General features: G+C 57.3%; 19 protein-coding genes. 8 read left to right on the top strand and 11 right to left on the bottom strand.

Annotated features, from left to right (window positions below):
• The first annotated feature begins 106 nt into the window (after nucleotides 1-106).
• Nucleotides 107-262: a hypothetical protein gene (locus PI739_RS24380; RefSeq protein ID WP_003317799.1), complete on the top strand. Its 156-nt coding sequence runs from the start codon at nucleotides 107-109 to the stop codon at nucleotides 260-262.
• 103 nt (nucleotides 263-365) lie between these two features.
• Nucleotides 366-1,037, top strand: coding sequence for a haloacid dehalogenase type II (locus PI739_RS24375; protein WP_054082214.1), 672 nt, complete (start codon nucleotides 366-368; stop codon nucleotides 1,035-1,037).
• Between the two features lie 49 nt (nucleotides 1,038-1,086).
• Here the strand turns inward: PI739_RS24375 and PI739_RS24370 are convergent, their stop codons facing one another.
• From PI739_RS24370 to PI739_RS24360, 3 genes are all read right to left on the bottom strand, one after another.
• Nucleotides 1,087-1,530 (bottom strand): DUF421 domain-containing protein, encoded by a 444-nt coding sequence (locus PI739_RS24370; protein WP_003371183.1) that lies wholly within the window; start codon nucleotides 1,528-1,530, stop codon nucleotides 1,087-1,089.
• A 14-nt stretch (nucleotides 1,531-1,544) separates the two neighbouring features.
• Nucleotides 1,545-2,072, bottom strand: coding sequence for a hypothetical protein (locus PI739_RS24365; protein WP_003371185.1), 528 nt, complete (start codon nucleotides 2,070-2,072; stop codon nucleotides 1,545-1,547).
• A 450-nt stretch (nucleotides 2,073-2,522) separates the two neighbouring features.
• Nucleotides 2,523-5,426 (bottom strand): autotransporter family protein, encoded by a 2,904-nt coding sequence (locus PI739_RS24360; RefSeq protein ID WP_054082215.1) that lies wholly within the window; start codon nucleotides 5,424-5,426, stop codon nucleotides 2,523-2,525.
• A gap of 427 nt (nucleotides 5,427-5,853) precedes the next feature.
• On the opposite strand from PI739_RS24360, the gene PI739_RS24355 reads away from it, so the two are divergent.
• Together PI739_RS24355 and PI739_RS24350 are read left to right on the top strand one after the other, a co-directional pair.
• A complete protein-coding gene (locus tag PI739_RS24355) occupies nucleotides 5,854-7,122 on the top strand; it encodes an OmpP1/FadL family transporter (RefSeq protein ID WP_054082238.1) in 1,269 nt (422 codons plus the stop codon).
• A 284-nt stretch (nucleotides 7,123-7,406) separates the two neighbouring features.
• Complete coding sequence (locus PI739_RS24350) at nucleotides 7,407-7,907, top strand: hypothetical protein (RefSeq protein ID WP_024662189.1); 501 nt, start codon at nucleotides 7,407-7,409, stop codon at nucleotides 7,905-7,907.
• 56 nt (nucleotides 7,908-7,963) lie between these two features.
• On the opposite strand, the gene PI739_RS24345 is transcribed toward PI739_RS24350, so the two are convergent.
• From PI739_RS24345 to PI739_RS24335, 3 genes are all read right to left on the bottom strand, one after another.
• Nucleotides 7,964-8,470 (bottom strand): hypothetical protein, encoded by a 507-nt coding sequence (locus PI739_RS24345; protein ID WP_003371192.1) that lies wholly within the window; start codon nucleotides 8,468-8,470, stop codon nucleotides 7,964-7,966.
• A gap of 225 nt (nucleotides 8,471-8,695) precedes the next feature.
• Nucleotides 8,696-10,312: an ATP-binding response regulator gene (locus PI739_RS24340; RefSeq protein WP_161937166.1), complete on the bottom strand. Its 1,617-nt coding sequence runs from the start codon at nucleotides 10,310-10,312 to the stop codon at nucleotides 8,696-8,698.
• Between the two features lie 399 nt (nucleotides 10,313-10,711).
• Nucleotides 10,712-10,936, bottom strand: a complete 225-nt coding sequence (locus PI739_RS24335) for a hypothetical protein (protein ID WP_024662187.1) — start codon at nucleotides 10,934-10,936, stop codon at nucleotides 10,712-10,714.
• A 357-nt stretch (nucleotides 10,937-11,293) separates the two neighbouring features.
• On the opposite strand from PI739_RS24335, the gene PI739_RS24330 reads away from it, so the two are divergent.
• Genes PI739_RS24330 through PI739_RS24320 form a run of 3 tightly spaced genes read left to right on the top strand, consistent with a single transcriptional unit; the run spans nucleotide 11,294 to nucleotide 16,058 of the window.
• A complete protein-coding gene (locus PI739_RS24330; RefSeq protein ID WP_024662186.1) occupies nucleotides 11,294-12,550 on the top strand; it encodes an HlyD family secretion protein in 1,257 nt (418 codons plus the stop codon).
• Nucleotides 12,547-14,697, top strand: coding sequence for a peptidase domain-containing ABC transporter (locus tag PI739_RS24325; protein WP_096107199.1), 2,151 nt, complete (start codon nucleotides 12,547-12,549; stop codon nucleotides 14,695-14,697). Before PI739_RS24330 ends, PI739_RS24325 begins: the two co-directional genes overlap by 4 nt.
• Nucleotides 14,697-16,058, top strand: coding sequence for a TolC family protein (locus tag PI739_RS24320; RefSeq protein ID WP_003371202.1), 1,362 nt, complete (start codon nucleotides 14,697-14,699; stop codon nucleotides 16,056-16,058). Before PI739_RS24325 ends, PI739_RS24320 begins: the two co-directional genes overlap by 1 nt.
• A 15-nt stretch (nucleotides 16,059-16,073) precedes the next feature.
• Here the strand turns inward: PI739_RS24320 and PI739_RS24315 are convergent, their stop codons facing one another.
• Nucleotides 16,074-16,697, bottom strand: a complete 624-nt coding sequence (locus PI739_RS24315) for a response regulator (RefSeq protein ID WP_003430766.1) — start codon at nucleotides 16,695-16,697, stop codon at nucleotides 16,074-16,076.
• 249 nt (nucleotides 16,698-16,946) lie between these two features.
• Between PI739_RS24315 and PI739_RS24310 the strand changes: the two genes are divergently transcribed.
• Nucleotides 16,947-18,560 carry an ATP-binding response regulator gene (locus tag PI739_RS24310; RefSeq protein ID WP_003371205.1) on the top strand — a complete coding sequence of 538 codons (1,614 nt, stop codon included), beginning with the start codon at nucleotides 16,947-16,949 and terminating at the stop codon, nucleotides 18,558-18,560.
• A 22-nt stretch (nucleotides 18,561-18,582) separates the two neighbouring features.
• On the opposite strand, the gene PI739_RS24305 is transcribed toward PI739_RS24310, so the two are convergent.
• From PI739_RS24305 to PI739_RS24290, 4 genes are all read right to left on the bottom strand, one after another.
• A complete protein-coding gene (locus tag PI739_RS24305) occupies nucleotides 18,583-18,774 on the bottom strand; it encodes a hypothetical protein (RefSeq protein ID WP_096120350.1) in 192 nt (63 codons plus the stop codon).
• Between the two features lie 4 nt (nucleotides 18,775-18,778).
• Nucleotides 18,779-18,970, bottom strand: a complete 192-nt coding sequence (locus PI739_RS24300) for a hypothetical protein (RefSeq protein ID WP_003430765.1) — start codon at nucleotides 18,968-18,970, stop codon at nucleotides 18,779-18,781.
• 64 nt (nucleotides 18,971-19,034) lie between these two features.
• Nucleotides 19,035-19,250 carry a hypothetical protein gene (locus PI739_RS24295; protein WP_003371213.1) on the bottom strand — a complete coding sequence of 72 codons (216 nt, stop codon included), beginning with the start codon at nucleotides 19,248-19,250 and terminating at the stop codon, nucleotides 19,035-19,037.
• A 187-nt stretch (nucleotides 19,251-19,437) separates the two neighbouring features.
• Nucleotides 19,438-20,568, bottom strand: coding sequence for a M20 family metallopeptidase (locus PI739_RS24290; protein WP_271352231.1), 1,131 nt, complete (start codon nucleotides 20,566-20,568; stop codon nucleotides 19,438-19,440).
• Nucleotides 20,569-20,578: the final 10 nt, after the last annotated feature.

Here is a 20,578-nt window from a genome sequence, read left to right as displayed (position 1 = left end):
ATGCACTGAACGCCTGGCTACGCCCTGACTCCAAATCTTGCCCCGGCGCTCAAACAATGCATCACGTCGATGGGTGTTCGAATCCTCTGCCAATCAAGGAATTCCCATGACCGATCCACGTAACGTTGCTCACGACAAAAAAGTCCAGCAAGAGAAAAAGAACCACGGCGAAGAAATCGCGCCGAATGCCGAGCACGCGCCTCAGCCGGGGATGAAGCCGGCACTCAAGCACGATGATGACGAGCAGGAAGAGCAGGCGTAAGCCAGGGACCTGATCGTGACCTTTGGCGGTGCTGGCTGATGTCAGCACCGCCAGGTGGCGCATTCGATGCCATCACTTCAGGCAGGCAACAGGGGCCTATAGCATGCTCAAACACATCATTTTTGACGTAAACGAGACGCTGCTGGATCTGGCCGCGCTCGACGCTTTCTTCGAGGGACTGTTCGACGATAGCCGTGTGCGCACCGAATGGTTCCTGACACTGCAAGAGTGCTGGATGACCAACACCATAACCGGCCAGTATCAGGCGTTTGGTGATCTGGCGCAGGGCGCTTTGAGAATGGTTGCCGCACGGCACAAGGTGGACGTGGGCGACGATCAGTGCCAGGCCCTGGCCGCAGGCATCAAATCTCTTCCTGCGCATAAGGACGTTCATCAGGCACTGCAGTTATTGAAGGACTACGGGTTTGTGCTCATTGCCCTGAGCAATGGCGCGCTGGAGGCGCTGCAGCAACAGCTCGAATTTGCAGGATTGACCGACTGCTTCGAGCACATCATGGCAGGCAGCGAAATCAGTCAATTCAAGCCAGCCGCAGCAACCTACCAAATGGTCGCACAGCGCTTGGGCATCGCTACGGATCAGATGATCATGGTCGCAGCGCACGCCTGGGACATCGCCGGGGCTGCCCAGGCCGGGTGTCGCACCGCGTTTGTCGAGCGCCCGGGGAAGGTGCTCAACCCGCTCGGCACCCAGCCTGACTTGATCGGTAAAGATGTTCAGGATGTCGCCATGAAACTCTGCGCAGATCCGTTTTAGCACTGATTCGGGAGTCGGCCTGCAGCCATCCCTGATCACTTGCAGACCTTCACTTGAAGGGTATGACCGATATCTCCCCGTTCCTTTCGATGATCGCGTACCTGATGTCCTTCATCTCCACTATCCCTTGCGTGGTTCGTGCTGCCTCCATCACATCGGATTCACTGATACGCGCCTCTCTCATTCGTTGGGTCAGTGGCTTGCCGTCTTCCACAATGACCGTGGGGCCGCCATCCAGAAACTTTGCCAACCGCTTTGATCGGCGTTTGGCCAGGGAAAAGCCGACGTCTATGGCGATAAGGGTGGAGATGATCAGTATCGCGTTAGTCACCGAAAAATCATCGCCCAGCAGCGCCTGCTGAGTGGCCTCGCCAATGATCAGCAACAAGACGAAATCGAAGGTGGTGAGGTCGGTAAGAGAGCGGCGTCCGGCAATACGAAACAAGACCATCAATACAAAATAAATCGCTGCTGCTCTGAGCACTGCATCCATAAATCGCTTTCTCTCTACGGGTAGATAAACCTGGGCATCGGCAGCGTTTCGCCACCCAGCATATGCATTTGCCCTCGGTACAGTCCCACCCCGTTACTGCGAACAGTCAGGTACAAGGTGGCCAGACCGTCCTTGTCGGCCTGCATCGGAATAACCAGATCACGGCCTTCGCTGTGAAGGGGCGCGGGCTGGGGGTTGAGGTTCTCGATCGACACGCCTTCGAGCAGTCCACTGCCGACGACCAGATAACGCATTTCGGAGGGGGCGCCTTTGGACGTGACAATCATATCGTCCTGACTGCCGTTGCGGCTGAAACGCTCGTAGCTCACCTGCAGTTTGCCATCTGCCGTTTCGGGCTCCACCTGGCTCAATGGCCCTTTGGAAAACAAGCCGGCGAGGGTCAGCACTATCAGCACAATCAGGCCAGCCCAACCGATGCGCTCAAAGCGCCAGACTCGACGCTGCTGCGCCATATCTTCCTCGACGGGATATGACCGGCTGCGGAACTCATGGTCGTCCGCCTCATCACCGCGTAGTGCCATTAACGTGCTGTCCATTAGGGAAATTTTGTAGGCACCTTATTACGCTTCCAACCGGCCCGCTGTCCAGAACGGTTTAAGTCCTTGCCATGGTTTTGACGTTCCTGGTGAGTGACTGCCAGAAGCTCTGGCGTAATGGCGTAGATGCGATTCACCGCATGTGATTGAGCGCTTGCCTGTAACAGTCGTGTTGTTTGAGATAAATGGCCGCATCACTCGCAGGTAATCTGATGGCCTGGAGCACGGTTTGAACGTTAGCCGAGCGAATGCCGACAGGAGGGCGATGAAGGGGCGGTTCGAGTGTCTTGCGTTAGTCGTTGATCGGCGCGTAGGACGATAACGCGGAGTGGATTCGGGATCGCACTATGTAAATGCCTTCCAATGAATTCGGGCTGGATGCCACTCCAGGCGAGCCTGTGCAAATGGTTATCCAGCCCGATGCTGCAATTACGATCAGAAGCGGACCGTCACGCCGGCATTCACCGAGTGGAAACGAGTGTCAGTGCCGAACTGCCCCTGGTAAGACAAGCCCAGATCGGTCTGACGGTTCAATCGCAGCTTCGCGCCGACTTCGGTCAAGGCGGTGTCGCGGTTTTGAGCTACGCCTTGCACTTCGAAGTTTGGACCGCCGGCAAAGCTCTGCTCGTTTCGCGGATCCAGATCACCAAAGGCGCGTCGCCATCCCAGTGAGCCGTAGACCTGGGTATCGAGGTTGGCCACTCGGGTGTTCGTCGATGCGCGCAGGCCGAGCGTCGAGAAGACGGTATTCTGCTTGTCGCTGGACACGTCTAGCGCGGCTGGCCCACCTTTTTCGTGCAGATCTTTGGCGTCGTAGCGAACATAGGAAAGCCCGGCGAAAGGTTCCAGAGCCACGCTGCCAAGCGGTATGCGGTAGGCCGCTTCACCACTGGCCTGCAACGATTTCGCGTCGCGTTTGCCAGTCAAGTGATCACTGAATCCGGCGAAGGCCACATTCCGCTCGCTCTCCAGCTTGTGCCAGGTGTAGCCGACGTCGGCACTGAGGCGCAGTGCATCGATCTGGGCTCCGGTGTACAGGCCAAGATGATAGTTGTCGCTGTGGCCGTCGGCATCGCGATCATCGGCGTCGAACTTCGAGCGGCTATAGCCAGCGTAGACGCCGCCGCGCCAATCCGGGGTGAAGCTGCCGTCCGCACCGAACAGCAGGCCACCTGTGCTTTGATGCAGACCGCCTGCGCCATTGTTGCTGCTTGTTTTGGTCCAGTTGCCGAATGGTTGCACCCAGGCACCGCTTTCGGCGGGTGGAGTGGTTGGCATCAGATTGAGTGCCATGGCTGGCATCCGCAATGTCCCGGTATCGAGAAGATTACGCACACGAGTCCCCAGTACTCCGGACACCACCTGGCTGTTGGCGATCAGGGCGGTCGAGGTACTGGCGAGCGTGTCGCCGGACAGCTGATCGGCAGCATTACGCGCGCTTTCGGCATCCAGAATCAACAGATTGTTATAGAGGCGCAGCGGTTCGCCGCTTTGCTCCAGCACGCTGAGCGCACCCGCTGTATTGAACTGATTCTGGGTCAGCATGACCGTTTGAAAGATACCCGGTGTTGGCGCGGGGGTCGGCTCTGGCTCAGGTGTTGGAGTCGGCTCAGGTGTTGGTGTTGGTTCAGGTGTAGGCTCCGGAGTTGGAGTCGGTTCTGGAGTTGGCGTAGGTTCTACGCTTTTTTGTTCAATGGTGAGGTTAAGGTCATTGGCTGTGCGTTGCAGCCCGACATTCAGGAACGCCGAGTTGGTAAGTGCCTGGGCATAGGCAGTGCCTGCGGCGGCGCCGTCGACCAAACCGCCCTGGGCGGAGAGCAGCGTGTAGGTTCTGCCGCTCTGATAGCTCTGCGCGGGATCCAGCGCGGTCACGTTGACTTGCGTACCGCGCAGGGTTGCGGTGCCGCTCACGTTGATCCGGTCTGCGCTGCCGTCGCCCGCGATGTCTGCGGCGTAGCGTGAACCGGCGGCCATCTCGAGGTTGCCTTGTATCGCCAGCGCACCTATGGCGCTTTCTCCTGGCGACAGCGTACCGCCGGAGGCGACCTGGGTGCTGCCCACCTGACCGACACCGGCCAGAATACCTCCGTCCAGTACCTGAGCGCTGTTTGTGTAAGTCCCGAACTCAGTGCGGCCCGCAATGCCGTTGACCACCAGTGTGCCGTTACCTACGTTAAACCGCGAAACGCTTTGGGTGGTGGCTGTGTTGCCGCGCTGATTGACTTGGTCGACGTTCCCCGCCAACACCAGTCGCCCGCCGCGCACAACGACGCTACCGGCCAATCCCGAGGTGTCGCCGCTCAGCGTGGTATTGCCGCTGAATGCATACACTCGACCCGTACCATTCAGCGTGTTGGCGAACTGCAGATCGGTGTCAGTATGGTTGAACGCCAGGGAACCGTTGCCGGTGCCAAAGCTGACGGCGGTTTGCGGGTTCAGTCGGCCTGCCGCCAGAGCTGCTCCTGCAGTCATGGAATCAACATCGGTACGGTCAGGGTCCACCGCGACCGGGCCGCCGATGGTAAACGTGCCGCGCGTCGCCGAGTTGCTGTCGTTCACGAAGCTGATGAGCATACCGTTAGTGGCGCTCAGTTCGGCACCGTCGGCCAGCGACAGGTAAGTACGGACAACGTTGGTGCCGAGCGTCAGCGATTGCACGTCGAGACGGGTACCCTGTCCGGTAACATTGACCTGATTGCTTTGGTTGATAACGGCCGACCCCAGTCGCAGCTCGTTACTCGTCAGTACTGCGCCGTTCTCGAGGGTCAGGTCGTTTCTGTTCACAAAGGAGCCGCTGTTGTCCCAGCGGGTTCCTGCGCCTGAAAGCTTGACGACGGAGTCTATGTCGACCTGCTGGCTGTTGATTTTGCCGCCGTCATTGGCCGTGATGCTCGAGCGATAGACAAACACTCCGCCAGCCTGGATGTTGACCGCATCGACCAGGGAGTTCTGACCACTCACCGACAGCGTCGCGTTCGAAAATGCGTTGGAACGGGACCCGAAAACTTCACCCATATCCAGATCCCGAACCGACACCTGCCCTCCGTTACGGACCGTCAGATCGCCCTGGCCGACACCACCGACAACGATCGAGTTACCGAGCACGAATGAGGTGCGAGGCACCACCCAGCGCGAACCTGCCCCTTCAACCACAACATTGGCCTGAGCCATATTGACGCCGGTTCTGCTGGCCTGGCCAACGATGCTGCCGCCTTCGCTGGTCACGGTTGCGCCGCTGTTGATTGTCAGGGTAGAAGTGTTGCCGTCAGTTGCATTGACGTCGATCGCGCCATCGATCAAACGGTCGCTGTTAAAGGTTTCCTGACCATTAGTGAGCACATAGTCAACGGCCTGAGCCTCTGGAAGCAGTGCGAGAGTAATTGCAAAAGCAAGAGGGGATATTCTGAATAGGGGGTTCATAGCGACTCCAGATACTCCATAAAAGCCACCAGGGTGGCTGCCAGCCCCGAGGGCTTAAGCGTTTCCGTTCGGCGGGTTGCCAACAACGGGAGTATCAGGAGGGGAGGGTGCAGTGGATATAGCACGGATGTACTAGCGGCGGCCTATTACTGATTATATAAGTTCCGATCAACAGGCAGGCAGTTATTCAATAGCTCATCTGTACTATGGAAGTAGGTGTCGGCGACTCTTATCATCGCGCGGTTTTATTGAAACGTTAGAAATCGGCGTGGCCTCGGGTAACGTTGACAGTTGCAAATTCGCCATGGACGCTTATAAATCACAACGGCCGCAGATTAAAATGACCCTGTTGAAAACTACACTTGGCCTTGCCGCTGTATTGGCATCCACTCAACTTCTTGCTGGCGGCTTCGCCCGTACCGAGCAAAGTATCGCCGGTATGGGCAGCGGTCAGGCTGGCCGTGCATCGATGGCTGAGGACGCCAGCACGGTGTACGGTAATCCGGCAGGTATGGCGCGGCTGGACAACAGCCAAATCACCATGGGGGCCGCGTTCGTGGACGCATCCACTGACATCAGCCATGCCGCCGGTCGTTCACAAGGGAGTAATGATGGCAATATGGTACCCTTCAGCGCGGTGCCGTTCGGTTTTTACACCCGGAAAATCGATGAGCACTGGGCGTTCGGCCTGGGGCTCTACGCACCCTTCGGTTTGTCCACCGATTATGAAAGCAGTTTTCAGGGGCGCATGTTCGCCAGCAAAAGCGAGATCAAGGTGGTGACGTTACAACCCACCATCAGCTACGCCTTCAATAACAGGCTGTCGATTGGCTTCGGTCCGACGTTCAATCGAATTGCTGGAACGCTTGAATCAGACATCACGCTTAATCCGGCCATTGCTGACACCCGTGTCAAGGTTTCAGGTGATGACACGGCCGTGGGCTTCAATATCGGCGTGTTATTCAACGCAACCGACTCCACCCGCGTAGGCCTGACCTACCATTCCAAGGTCGATTACAAGCTGGGCTGTCACACGCAAGTTTCCACCGGCGCAGGAACGCCGCCGCAGTTGCTTGCGAGCAACCGTTACGACTGTACGTTGAAAGTGGCCACGCCGGAGTCTTACGATTTTTCAGTGACTCAGGCGCTTAGTGACGCCTGGACACTTTACGCCAGTGCGACCTGGACAGGCTGGAGCAGCATGCAGGACTTGAGCCTGCGCAATCAACCGGTCTCGGCCGCGCAAGGCGGCACGCTGGCTTCGGCACTGACCGGCTCCATTCAGGAAGGCCTGAACTGGCACGATACATGGGCTTACGCGCTCGGTACTGCGTATCGGCTGGATCCGCAGTGGGTGTTGCGTGCGGGCGTGATTATCGATCAGTCGCCGACCGGTAATACCGGGCGTTCACCCCGTACGCCGACCGGGGATCGCGAGGTCTTCAGCGTAGGGGCGGGTTATGACGTCACGCCACAACTGAGCCTGGATGTCGCCTATTCGTATCTTCAGGAAGAAAGTGTCGATGTCAGTCGCGCCAATGCACTGGGCAGTTACAGTGCGACGTACAAAAGCCGTGCGAGTTTATACGGTATTGGGGCGACGTATAGATTCTGATCCTGAAAGAGACTCTCATAACGCCCGGTTAAATTTTCCGGGCGTTGTTCTAATGCCTGTCAGTTAGCCTGGACCGGCTCGAGGAAGGTCCAGGTTTTTGCGGGGGTGACATAAAAATTTAATGGCTTGTTTCTGTGATCAAAAACAGTACGCCGTATAGCGCATCTGTACTATTGATACGCCCTCAGGTCGTAGATACAGTCCCGTGCGATGTGCATGTCGTGGTTACTTAAATAATGGATGCGTGGGTAACTCCTGCATCGATCAGTCGGCGGAGTATGTGAATGAAAAGTGCAGCCTTGTTTCCGTTAGTTCTGGCCTTGTCAGGATGCGCGGGGCTTGATCAGGCCATGTCGGTGACAAACGGGGTCTTTGATCAGACCGGAGATTTGCTGAGCGGGGATCTTCGGGGGCTGACAACTGCCAAGCAAACCACATTGACGGAAATCTGGAACGACTGGGAAACCAATGAGGTCACTGCCAAGGAAAAGTGGGACGCTAACACGCTGATCATCCCTGGCATCGTGCAGCGCATTACCAAGACAGGAACAGCCATCGGTCAGAATCAGATTGCGATCATCTTCACCGACCCCAAGAACCCCAAATGCACCGGTCAAGGGCTGACCCGCGATGATCTGCTGGTGAACAAGAAGAAGATCAGCGGATTAAAGAAAGGCGACAAGATTCTGATGAAGGGTGTTCTCGGCACCAGCGAGTCAAAATGGACCGACAACGATTCCTGCTGGCTGTCTTTCGACAAGGCCGAGTTTACGCTTCAAAAATGACAGGCTGAACCGCCGGTAATCGCAGCATTACCGGCTTCACACTTATTGCTGAGCGGTCAGTATGTATAGAACCGGTCGACCGTCTCGCCGTTGAAGAGTATGACTATCCTGTTGATCACCTTCTTCATACCCGTACTCTTCGTTCCTGTGACGGTACTGACGTCATCCATCACATCTTCGGCATCTCCCAAGTGACCATCTGCCTGCGCCAATACTGAGTTCGACGTTCCGGCGCCGTACTTGTAACTGTACTTGTAGGCCATTTTCTTCAGCATTGCCACGCCTGATTCGCCACGCTCGTATGACCACTGTGCGGAGTTGTCGCCGACATCATCTTCCGCCGAATTAGGAGCACCAAATTTCGCCCGGATTTGAGATTTGGTCGATTTTTTGGGAATGATATTGGCTTTTATATAGTCAGGCTCAAACTTAGGCTCACCCGTCAACGCATCCAGCCCGCCAAGAGGGTTGCTGCCCCCCGTCGAACAGGCCGTTAAAGCGGCCATGACTGTTATCGCAACCGCTAAACCTTTTAGCCGCGCCAGTGAATAATAATTGCCCATGCCGAATGCCCCTGATGGTAAATCAGTTGTTGAAGGTTTTTATAGACAGACAGAAACGTGCGAAAAAGCCTTGCGGTGACAAGCTTTTCAGCGTCTATATATAATGAAGTCGTTTCTTTCTTAGCTTAGGCTAACGGCGTAAGTATTCACTATAGTACAGGTGTACTAGCGAACTATAACGCCGTTGTAATCAAACTAACGTGCGCTGTTGGCTGACTGTCGCACTCAGGACCCGGTAAGAGACGCGCGACGTGTCGTCTGCATCAAGTCCATCTTGAAACTCAGGAGCAGTGAACGTAACTCCGCAGGCCGTACCGGTTTGGACAGAACCGGTATCTGTGGGTCATTCAGCGATTGCTGTACATGCTGAATCTCGTGGCCAGTGATGACGATTGCAGGTATCCGGCGGCCATGCAGTTGGCTGAGGTAGCTAATGCAGTCTGCGCCTGTGGCGCTTCGGTCGAGGTCGAAGTCGGTAACGACCAGATCGCAATCGACGCTCGCTTGAGGGGTGGCGGAAGCGGTCTGGACGTCGCAGCCCCATTTGCGCAGCAGCATCGCGGTGGCCTGCAGCACGTTGTAATTATCCTCGATCAGCAGAACACGTAAACCGCCCAACAGGTGTTTGTTCCAGTCGATGTCCGGAGCGTGCGCGATTTGCCGTGCCGCCACAATCGGTAGCCCGCTGATGACAACCGCAGTGCCTTTATCCAGGCGCGAACCAATCCGGATGTGCAGCTTCAGCAGACCGGCGATGCGTTTGACGATACTTAGCCCAAGCCCTACGCCTTCAATGTCCTGATCACGCTCTTCGCGGACGCGATAAAACTCGTTGCACAAATGAGGGAGATGCTTTTCCGAAATACCGCGGCCCATGTCGTAGACGCCGATGTCCAACGTCCCCTTGCGGGGTCTGCAAGCAATAAGCAGGGGTTTGCCGGGGGCATATTTAAAGGCGTTCGAGATAAGGTTTTGCAGCAGGGTGCGAAGCAGCGCAGGGTCGCTGCGTATCTGTTGCCGGCACGGGCGCACGCGGATTTCGACACCGGCCCAGTTGGCCGCCTCACTGTTCTGGCTGACCAGGCCATTGATTAATGCGTCCACATCAATCGTCTCGAGGCGTGGACTCACTTCTCCCTGATTGAGGGTATAGATATCCAGCAGAGAGCGGAAAAGCTGTTCTACAGCGCTGAGTGCCCGGTCGATGTTATCGACCAAGCGGCGCTCGTCTGTGCCCAATGAAGCGTCGCGCAGACAGGCAGTAAATAGGCTGATGGAGTGAATCGGTTGCCGCAGATCATGGCTGGCCTGGGCAAGAAACCTTGATTTCGCCTCATTGGCCGCCTGGGTTTCATTCAGTGCGATGTGCAATCGCGAGAGCAGGAAGTAAACGAACGACGGCAGCACCAGCATGGTCAGGATCATCATCACCGCAACGGCGGGATGCTCTTGAAGGAAAGGGGTGAGCTGGATGATCAGGCACAAAGACGCCAAGGCAAAGCCGGTCGCCAGCAACAGGTAATTGCGCCCGTAACGCATGCCATACCCCACCGTCATGCTGAGCATTACCGAGTAAACCGGCAGCATCGGTTCGCCACCCACAGTGATTGTGACGATCCCGGCCATGTTATCGACGACCAGCGCGAACATTCTGCGCCGGGTAGACACACCGGGCCGTACTGCAATACGCCAGATAAGCCCGATACCAACGATGGCGAAGCCCAGGCAATAGCCGAGAATGACCCACATTCGGCTGCCGGACATGTCGTCCAGTGCGTGCATGATCAATGCGTACAGTGCAGAGGTGGCAATCACTGCCATGCGCAACAACGCCTGGATCATTTCCAGGTCTCTGCATCGGGAGAGAATCGACATCACGTTTTCCTGGTCAGTCCAGTACTGCTGAGAGGCACGTCATGTGTTCAGCGCGTCGATGGCGGTACGCAGATATTATATAAAAGAAAAGGGGGCAGGCTCTGTACGAAAAGTGGGTGTGCTTGGGGACGTTGCGTTAAAGAAACGGGGCGGGATGCGCGTCCAGTCAGCATGCTCTTTACATCACGTAGCGTCGAACGCGACCTCGGCCGCTCCGCGACTGCTTTTGCCTTGCCTGACCTTCGCGCCGGCGTTTCGTCCAGAACCTGGCAATGTCGGCGCGCTGTATAAAGCAGGCTTTAGATGTTCGTGAGTACGGAACCCGGAGGCAGTCCCGGGTCCTGTCACTTGCATGCGATGGCCTTATCAGTTCTGCCAGGTGGTGTAATAAATTGGAATACCGCGCGAGTTGGTGATAGAGGCGTAGTTATAGCCGGGGGCAAACGACTCGCCGCCTGCGAAGGTATAACCAAAAGCACTGAACTCAATACCGCCTCCCACGCAGTCCAGCTCTGCCTCGTTCAACAGTCGAACTGCCTGACCGGTATGAAGCGTTTCGTGTGCTTTTTTTGGGTTAATTGCTTGAGTCATCGCGTCATTTCCTCTAAGCGGGTCATTGAAAAGTCAAGTCTTCCGTAGCAGCGACCTACGGCAGAGAGCGTTATTAAAATCATCCCCTGACGCGAGTAGCAATAGTACACATGAGCTATCTGTGCCGCTGTCTTTTGGCGACTAGTTCATGTGTGCTATTGAGGTGGTCGGTCGCCAACGCTTTAATACGTCGCGCTTTAAATACGGTGACGTTCAGTCGGTCGGTGCAGGGTTTGCCCGTTACTCATGTGACGGCTATATGAAACTGTCCGGCTTCTATTCGCCCCTCTCTTTAAATACTGTCGAGTCCTGTGGTTTCTTATGGCGCATTCCTGATGATCGACGCGATGCATATTCATGCTCTTTCGACCTGAAGCGCTCGCCGCTCAGAAGCGCAGCACGCTGGGTACGGTCTTGTTGATCAGCCCGGTATCGATGCGCCTGGCAGCCGCCGTCGCGCTACTGTTCTGCATCTGCATGGGGCTGTTTCTGACGTTCGCTACATACACCAAACGTACGGCGGCGAGCGGTGTGGTGCTGCCTGAAACAGGTCTGATCAGGATTTATGCGCCGCAAGCCGGGGTGGTCAACAACCTGGGCATCAGCGAAGGGCAGCCGGTGAATGCCGACGCTGTGTTGATGGCGTTGTCCAGCGATACGCAAAACGGCGAAGCGGGCGGTGCGCAACGGGCGATCAGCCTCTCGATCAAACGACGTCAGGAAAGCCTGACTCAGGAGATCGACAAGACCCTGGCCCTGCATCAGCAGGAGTTGGAAGGCAAAAAGCGTCAAGTCGAAGCGTTGGAAACCGAACAGCAGAAAATACTCGCGCAAATCGACCTAGCGCGTCAGCGGCTGGCGTTAACCAAAGGGATTGCCGAACGCTACGCCAACCTGCAACGCCAGGATTATGTGTCCCGTGATCAGCTTCAGGAAAAAGAAGACGCCGTGCTGGACATGCGCCTGCGTGGTGAAGAGCTGAATCGCTCGCTGCTGACAGTGCGCGCCGAAAGCACCAGGCTGCGCGCGGAGCTGGTCGAGTTGCCGTTCAACCACAGCAAGCAACTGGCCGATCTGCAACGCAGGCTGGCCGAGAATCAGGACCAGTTGGTCGAAAGTGAAACCAAACGGGAGGTCCTGATTACTGCACCAACGGCCGGTGAGGCAACCGCCATCGCGGTCTCCAACGGCTCACGGGTCGACAGTGCGCGGCCGCTGCTGAGCATCGTGCCTGCCAATGCAAAGCTGCACGCGGAGTTGTATCTGCCCAGTCGCTCGGTGGGCTTTGTGCGCGCCGGCGATACCGTGATGTTGCGTTACCAAGCCTATCCCTATCAGCGCTTCGGCCTGCAGCCGGGCAGGGTGTCGTCGATTTCACGTACTGCATTGCCTGCTGAGGAAGTCATGACGCTGGGCAATGTTTCCGAGCAGATGCGCGAGCAAGGCCCTTTCTATCGGGTCACGGTCGCGCTGGCGTCACAAGTCATCGAGGGTCAGGGCAAACGCGAGCGCTTGCGCTCCGGCATGCAGCTTGACGCCGACATCATGCAGGAAAAGCTGCCGCTCTATGAGTGGCTGCTCGAGCCTTTGCGCGGAATAGGAAAACGCCTTTGAACCTCAAAAATGCGTTCACTTTCGGGGTTGGAACCAAACTGCCGGTGGTGTTGCAGACCGAAGCCACTGAATGCGGTCTGGCGTGCATGGCCATGATTGCCCGTTACCATGGACAGCACAGCGATCTTTTTTCTCTGCGTAAGCGCCTTTCGCCGTCGATGAAAGGCGTGAACCTCAAGCAACTGATCAGCATGGCCGCGCAACTCGGGCTTGGCAGCCGGGCATTGCGCGTTGAACTGAATGCGCTGGGTCAACTGCAACTGCCTTGTGTGCTGCACTGGAACTTTAATCACTTCGTGGTGCTCAGGGAGGTTACGGCGTACGGCGTGGTGCTGCACGATCCTGCGCGTGGCCTGTGCAAGCTGTCGCTGGATGAGGTGTCGGCGGCCTTTACCGGCGTGGCGCTGGAGGTGTGGCCCGAGAGTGATTTCCAGCCAGTGGCTGCCCGGCCGCCGATTTCGTTGCGCAAGTTGCTGGGGCGAGTGCACGGGTTTGGCCGGGTGCTCACCCACGTGCTGCTGTTGGCACTGGCGCTGGAGCTGTGCACTATTCTCAGCCCGTTTTTCATGCAGACCGTGATCGACAAGGTGCTGGTCAGCGCTGATCTGGATCTGCTGGCGGTGCTGGCCATCGGCTTCGGCATTCTATTGATCATGCAGCATACCGTTGCGCTGGCCCGTGGGTGGGCGCTTATGTACCTGAGTACAATGCTCGGTTCGCAGTGGCAGATTAATGTGTTCACTCATCTGCTGCGTTTGCCAGTAGCGTTTTTCGAGCGCCGCCATCTTGGCGATATCGTCTCGCGCTTCGGCTCTCTGAAGTCGATCCAGCAGACAGTCACCACGTCGTTCATTGAAGCCATACTCGACGGGCTGATGACGGTCATTACGCTGGGACTGATGATCGCTTACAGCCCTAAACTGGCGTTGGTAGCCGTGGTGGCGATGGTGATTTATGCCTTGGCGCGCTGGGCATGGTTCGGGCCGTTGCGGCGTGCCAGCGAGAATCAGCTGGTCCATGCGGCTCGTCAACAATCACACTTTCTGGAAAGCGTGCGCGGCGTGCGCACCATCAAGCTTTTCAATCGTCCTGAGCAGCGTTGCAGCGCCTGGAGCGCCTTGCTGGTGGAGGAAATCAACGCCGGCTTGCACCCCCAGAAACTGCAACTGGCTTATCGCACCTTCAACGGCGTACTGTTCGGGCTGGTGACGATCATTGTGATCTGGCTGGGCGCCACGCTGGTGCTGGAGGGGCAGTTCAGTGCCGGGATGCTGATTGCATTCAACTCGTACAAAGAGCAGTTCAACGGCCGCGTCGCCGCGCTGATCGACAAGATCGTCGACGTGATCATGCTGCGCCTGCATGGTGAGCGCTTGTCCGACATTGTGCTGCAGGACGCCGAGCCGGTTTCGGGACTGGATGGGTCGGATGACGCCAGCAGTGAGAACGTGCCCAGCCTTGAAGTACGTGATGTACGCTTTCGCTATTCCGAGTACGAACCTTACGTGCTGGATGGTGTGTCGATCCATGTTCGCGCTGGCGAGTCGGTCGCCATCGTCGGTCCGTCGGGTGGCGGCAAAAGCACTTTGCTCAACGTCATGCTCGGCATCCTGGCACCCAGCGCCGGTAGTGTTCTGCTGGATGGACAGCCGGTCGGGCCTGATCATGTCAGCAGGCTGCGGCGCCTGACCGGCACGGTACTTCAGGATGATGTGCTGTTCGCCGGGTCGATTGGCGACAACATCAGCTTTTTCGAGACCAGTGCCGACCAGCAATGGATTGAGCAGTGTGCACGGCTGGCCGCTGTCCACGATGACATCGCCCAGATGCCGATGGGCTACAACACGCTGGTGGGTGACATGGGGACTGTATTGTCCGGCGGTCAGAAGCAGCGGGTATTGCTGGCCCGGGCGCTTTATAAAAGACCGCAGTTGCTGTTTCTCGATGAAGCGACCAGCCATCTGGACATTACTCGCGAAGCGGCGGTCAATCAGGCGCTTGAGACGCTGAACATCACCCGGATCATTGTCGCCCACCGACCGGAAACCATTCGATCGGCGGATCGGGTCGTGGCGCTGGCCAATGGTCGAATTGCCTACGACGGCCCCGTGCTCGGAGAGCCTTCAGCGCAGGGCTCCGAGCCGTGATGCGCCGTGTCGGCAAATGGGCCTTGTCGAGCGTCGCCGGTATATTGCTGGCGTCGCTGTGCATGGCGGATAACCGCGTACCGGCGTGCCCTGGTTCCAGTCGGCTTCCCGATACCCTGAACCTCGCGACGGCGGTGTCTGTCGCGTTGTGTGCCGATCCCAAGTTGCGTGAAGCGTGGCTGACCGAGCTGGCGCGTCAAGCGGAGATGGACGCCGAGCATTCGGCCTACTACCCGACCGTGGAAGGGCAGTTTCAAAAAGGCCGGGCCGGTAAGACCACGCGTTATCCGGGGTTCTCCGAAGCCAATTCAAGGCTGAACGCCAGTACCAGCATCTACGGCGTGAACATGAGCTGGGTGCTATTTGACTTCGGTCTTCGCGCCGCAAAAGTCGAAAGTGCCCGGCAATTATTGAACGCCGCCAGTAGCAGCCGCATTGAGGAAGTGCAGAAGTCGATGCTTGCCACCGCCAGAGTCTTTTACCAGGTGCAGGCCAACACCGCGCTGTTGCAGGCCAAAGTCAGTGCAGAACGTCTTGCCGACAACAGCTTGAAAGCTGCTGACGCGAAATACCGTGCTGGCGCCGGTGAGCAGACTGATCGTCTGCAGGCACAATCCGATTTTGCCGAAGCGCAGCTGGATCGAGTGATGGCGGAAGGCGACCTGGCAGCGGCGCGCGGCGAATTGGCCAGCCAGCTCGGGTTATCACCCGGTGCCCCGCTCAAACTGGTTGCGTTGGATGAGCCGGGCAGTGAGGACGTAGCATTTCTGGGGGACGTCAATGCATTGATGGAGCAGGCCAGGGCGCTGCATCCCTCTATAGAAAAAGCCCGTGCGGACTGGGCGGCGAGTCAGGCAAGAGTTGATGAGGCGAAAGCTCAGAGCCGACCGTCCATCTCGCTGTTCAGTAACTACAGTCGCCAGGATACGCCCATCGAGCAGGTTTCCACCCGTCAGGAGATAGACACCTGGACAATCGGTGTGCAAATCACGGTGCCGATTTTCGATGGCTTTCTCAATCGGCGCAGGGCGAAGGCTGCCAGTTACGAAAGCGCTGCTCGCGAACAGGCGTTGCATGAGGTTGAAAACAGTATTGCGTTGAGCGTCTGGAAGAGTCAGCAGGCGCTGGAATCCAGAACCCGGGCACTGGCCATCAGTCGTCTGTTTGTCGAGAGTGCGAGCAAGTCTTATGAAATTGCCCAAGGGCGTTACAAAGCCGGGGTGGGCAGTATTCTCGAGCTTCTGCGCTCGCAGAATGATCTGGCCTCAGCGACTCAGAAACGTGTGGAATCGTTGGTCAACTGGCATAACGCCAAGCTGCAACTGGCATCTGACCTTGGCAGTCTGAACATCGACGACTGAACGTTTTTCAAGCACTTACTTGATCGCCAGGCTGGAGAATTGCGCTGCGGCGGCCGCTCGGGTGGACACGCCCAGCACCTTGAGCAGGCTAGAAACATGTATACGCACAGTGAAAGGCGAGATACCCAGATCCTTGGCGATTTCCTTGTTGGTTTTACCGGCAGCCACCAGGCCAAGTACTTGTTTCTGACGGGCAGTAAGAGGGCTTAGCGCATTAACGGCCGATTCGTTGAAAATTGATCCTTCAGACTTGTACTTGACGACGACTTCGCCCTGACGGATAGCGACGATGGAGTCGGTTATTTCCTGCGGGTCGATGTTCTTGCCGATAAAGCCATCAGCGCCGTTCAACATGACTTGGGAGATGGTCTCCGGATCATCGATCATCGAGACCACGATGATCGAGGTGCGTCGGAACTCATTGCGCAGTTCGGCGATGGTGTGCATCGACTCCAGACCGGGAAAGCGCAGGTCGAGAATCAGTGTGTCAACTTCGTCACCGGAGCGCGCCAGCGTCAGCACTTCATTGAAATTGCCGGCTTGCTCAATGAGTGCTTCTGGCAGTAGACGTTCGATGGTGCGCAACATGCCTTCGCGAAATAAGGGGTGGTCGTCAGCCACTATGATTCTGCACGCCATGCCTCTGCTTCCGAATTTTTAGTCGGGTTATCATACTCGATAGCAACAATATGTATCGCCTGTGATACAAAATTAGAGTCATTATTTACGCGCTGCCGCGACACTCTGGAAAGGCCGGTTTGCAGGACGCCAATCAGATGATGGTGGCGACTGAAGTGTAATTAAGTTGCCGTGCAAGATGGCACACCACAAGCCTGTACTGCGCACGATCCCAAGCGGTATGAGTTCGCAGTAAATCGAGGTGCGTTGATGGACGACCGGAAAAACGCTGAACGGGATCAGGCAACGCTGAGGCTGATCGTGGCAACCTGCGCGATCATCTATGTGTCGCTGGTGGGGTTTCTGCCTGGGCTCGATGTAGCGAAGTATCAACCGATCATTCTCTATTACGTCGCCTTTCTGGTGGTGTCTCTGATTCTGCGCCAGCACATCATCACTTACCCGGGTGTGTTTCCGGTGCGCCGTGTCTTCGGGATGGTGCATGACTACACCGCAATTTCCGTCGGCCTGGTCGTGGGTGGTGAAGCAACGCTGCCGATTTTCAGTGTGATGGTCTGGGTGACCCTGGGTAACGGTATGCGCTTCGGCTCGCGTTATCTGGCGATTGCAGCCTCGCTCGCGCTGCTGGCGATATTGATCATCTATCAATTGACGCCTTACTGGCAGGCGCAACCATTTGTGGTACTGATGCTGATCGCTGTCACAATTCTGGTGCCCGGCTACGCTCACATTTTGTTGGTAAGGGCTCGGCAGGCGTCAGAGCAGGCGACTGTCGCCAACCGTGAAAAAGAGCGTTTTCTCGCCCAGGCGAGCCATGATCTGCGCCAGCCCATTCACTCCATCGGCATGTTCACTGCGTGCCTGCGCGCCAGCCCGCTTGGCGAATACGAGCGGCAACTGGTCGACAACATCGATCGTTCCCTGCACAACCTTTCGCAGTTGTTTCGCTCGATTCTGGATATCTACACGCTGGACAGCGGCAAGGTGTCGGCCAAGTCGGACGTGGTCAATCTGGGCGACATGCTCAATGAAATCGTGCAGCAAAATACGGCGGCTGCCCGATGGGCCGGCGTGGAGTTGAGAGTCCGGCCTTGTCGACGCTGGGTCAGAGTCGATGCCACCTTGCTTGCCACGATGGTGCAGAACATTCTGTCCAATGCACTCAAATATGCCCCCGAGCACCCGGTGCTGATCGGTGTGCGTCGCCGCAACGGTGGCTTGTCGATCAGCGTGCACGATCAGGGGCGTGGCATTGCGGCGGAGCATCTGCCCAAAGTCTGCGACGAGTTTTACCGCATCCGGCATGTGCGCGACAAGGACGTGGAAGGCGTAGGGCTGGGGTTGTCCATCGTCAAGCGACTCAGTCAGATTCTGGAAGTACAGATCACTATCGATTCGCGGGTCAACCGCGGCACCACGGTGACCATTCACGGACTTGAAGAAGTGAGTGCTCCGGTACAGCCTGTGCGCAGAAAACCATTGGGCGACAGCCTGCTAAAAGGCGTCAGGATCTGTCTGGTGGAAGACGACCGCAACGTGCTGATGGCCACCGCCGCATTGTTGGAGCGATGGGGGTGCGAAGTCCAGACCGCGCTTTCAGCCGAGGGCCTGACTACCAATTGCGACATCATCGTCGCCGATTATGATCTGGGTACGACGGCCAACGGCCTTGATTGCATCGAAAGCATAAGGGCTGCCCGAGGCTGGGACGTACCGGCACTCATCGTCACCGGGCGAGAGATGGACGTCGTTCTTGAATCGTTGCATGGCGCGGAAGTGTCCGTACTGTCCAAGCCGCTGCGACCATCGGAATTGCGCCTGAACCTGTTGTCGGTTCGCGAGAGGCGGGTGAATGTGCCCTGATCTGGCCAGGGCACACAGGGCATCAACCAATGAATGGCCCACGAATGTCTGACGGTGGAGGCACGTCAGGGAATGGATAGACGCAGACCGGATCAGGCTTGATCACGCCAACACCGGGTACCGGCATGATGGTGAAATCAGCACCACCGGACACCCGCTGCAATTCGGCATCTGTCAGTTCATGAGTGTTAATGGTTTCTAGGGGCCGGGACATCATGTCAACTCTCCTGGTCGCTATGAGCGTTTTCACTGAGGCCGCCAACAGCGACAGCTGCAAACATGCCGGCGAATCCAATGTAGCTCCATTGAAAGTCCAGGCTGGCGGCGATCAGAAAAGAAACCGCTGTGAGCCAGAACAGTAATGACGAATTGACGGCTTTCCCAAATACTTTATAACGATCGGATGTCATAGGGTTCTCCTAAGTACTGCATAAGTGCCTGTAGCACAGTGTTCACGCAGCATGACAAAACGTGTTATTGCGCCATCTGGTAGCTTTGGAACGCATCAAAAGCGCTGACAGCTGCTACACCGGCCAGTATCACTCCGGCACCGACCGCAGTCGCAGGCGCCAGAGCGGTAGCCGCCACCACCACACCAATGGCCGCAACGCCTTCGCCGGTGCTCATGCCACCGTTGATCTGTGACATTTCCTGCTCGTTGAGTTCGCGCATCATCAATTCTTTATTCATGGATCATTACCTTTTTATGGAGTCAGTTACTACCTGACGGGTAAGTAAGCCGATGCTCGTCAAGGCTGTTCAGACACAGCCTGTTCCGCGCTAAAGGCAGCGACAATACTCAACGAGTGCGCAGTTAAATCAAATAGTGCAGGTGTGCTAAACGGCACGTACTGGCAGAGTTGCGCAACGCTCCGCATCACACGTGCAGGGCTGTCCAGTCTTCGATCAATCCGGCATACAACTCGACGCATTGGTGAAGTTTGTCGACTTCACAATACTCATCGACCTTGTGCGCCATAGCGGGCTCCCCCGGGCCGAGAATAAGGGTGGGCGGATAGCCGATGGCGGGGAGCAGCACGGCAGCATCGGTAAAGTAGGGCACTGCCTTTTCCTCCAGGGGAGCGTCATGCAAGGCCTGGCAGCGTGCAAAAACCTGTTGCACCCAAGGCTCGTCGGGGCTGGCACAAATACCAGGCAGATCAATCAGGGTGCTCAACTCCGCGCTGCTGCCCAGGTGGGCCGCCAGCCGTCCGCGAATTTCATCGTGGTCCAGATTCGGTGCAGTGCGCAGGTCCAGGGTGAACGCTGCGTAGTCCGGCACCGAATTAATGTTCAGGCCGCCGCTGATAGTGCCGACGTTCAGCGTCGGCTTGCGCATGAGCGGATGTGCAGGGCCTACTTCAAAGGTCTGCGCGCGGCCAATGTGTTCGGCGGCCAGGTAGATAGCGTTAACTCCTTCTTCCGGCATGGCGCCGTGGGCCGTCAGGCCATGGCTGGCGCAGCGCAGCCATAACGCGCCTTTGTGCCCGAGTATCGGGTAGTTGGCCGTCGGCTCTCCGATCAGCAGTGCGCCCAGTTCACCGAGCAAGTGGGGCGCGTCACTGCACAGTGCCTTGGCGCCGTCACAGCCGGTTTCCTCTCCGCCGGTGAGTATCAGGCGAACGCCGGGCCCGCGCCGAATGGAATCACGGCTGCGCTGGCAGGCCACGATGAAGGCGGCAATGCCCGCTTTCATGTCGCTGGATCCTCGCCCGTACAGCCGGCCGTCGGCAATCTCACCGGCAAACGGCGAGTGACTCCAGGCGGCATTGCCGAGTGGTACGGTATCCAGGTGGCCGGTGAACCCCAGCGGTTTGCCGGGGCCGTCGCCCCCAAGCCAGGCGACCAGATTGAAACGGCGCTCACCGAAACGCTGCAGCTCGCAGACAAACCCGTGGCGGCTCAGCTGCTCGGCAAGAAAAGCCGCACACGCTTCTTCATCGCCCGGCGGGTTGAGGGTCTGGAACGCTAACAGTGCACGGGTCAGGGCTATCGGGTCATCGAGCATCGGAGCCTCC

This window comes from Pseudomonas cerasi, assembly GCF_027983475.1.
Classification (GTDB): Bacteria; Pseudomonadota; Gammaproteobacteria; order Pseudomonadales; family Pseudomonadaceae; genus Aquipseudomonas; species Aquipseudomonas cerasi.
Note: the sequence above shows the minus strand (reverse complement) of the source record. Positions and strands in the feature narration are given on the sequence as shown.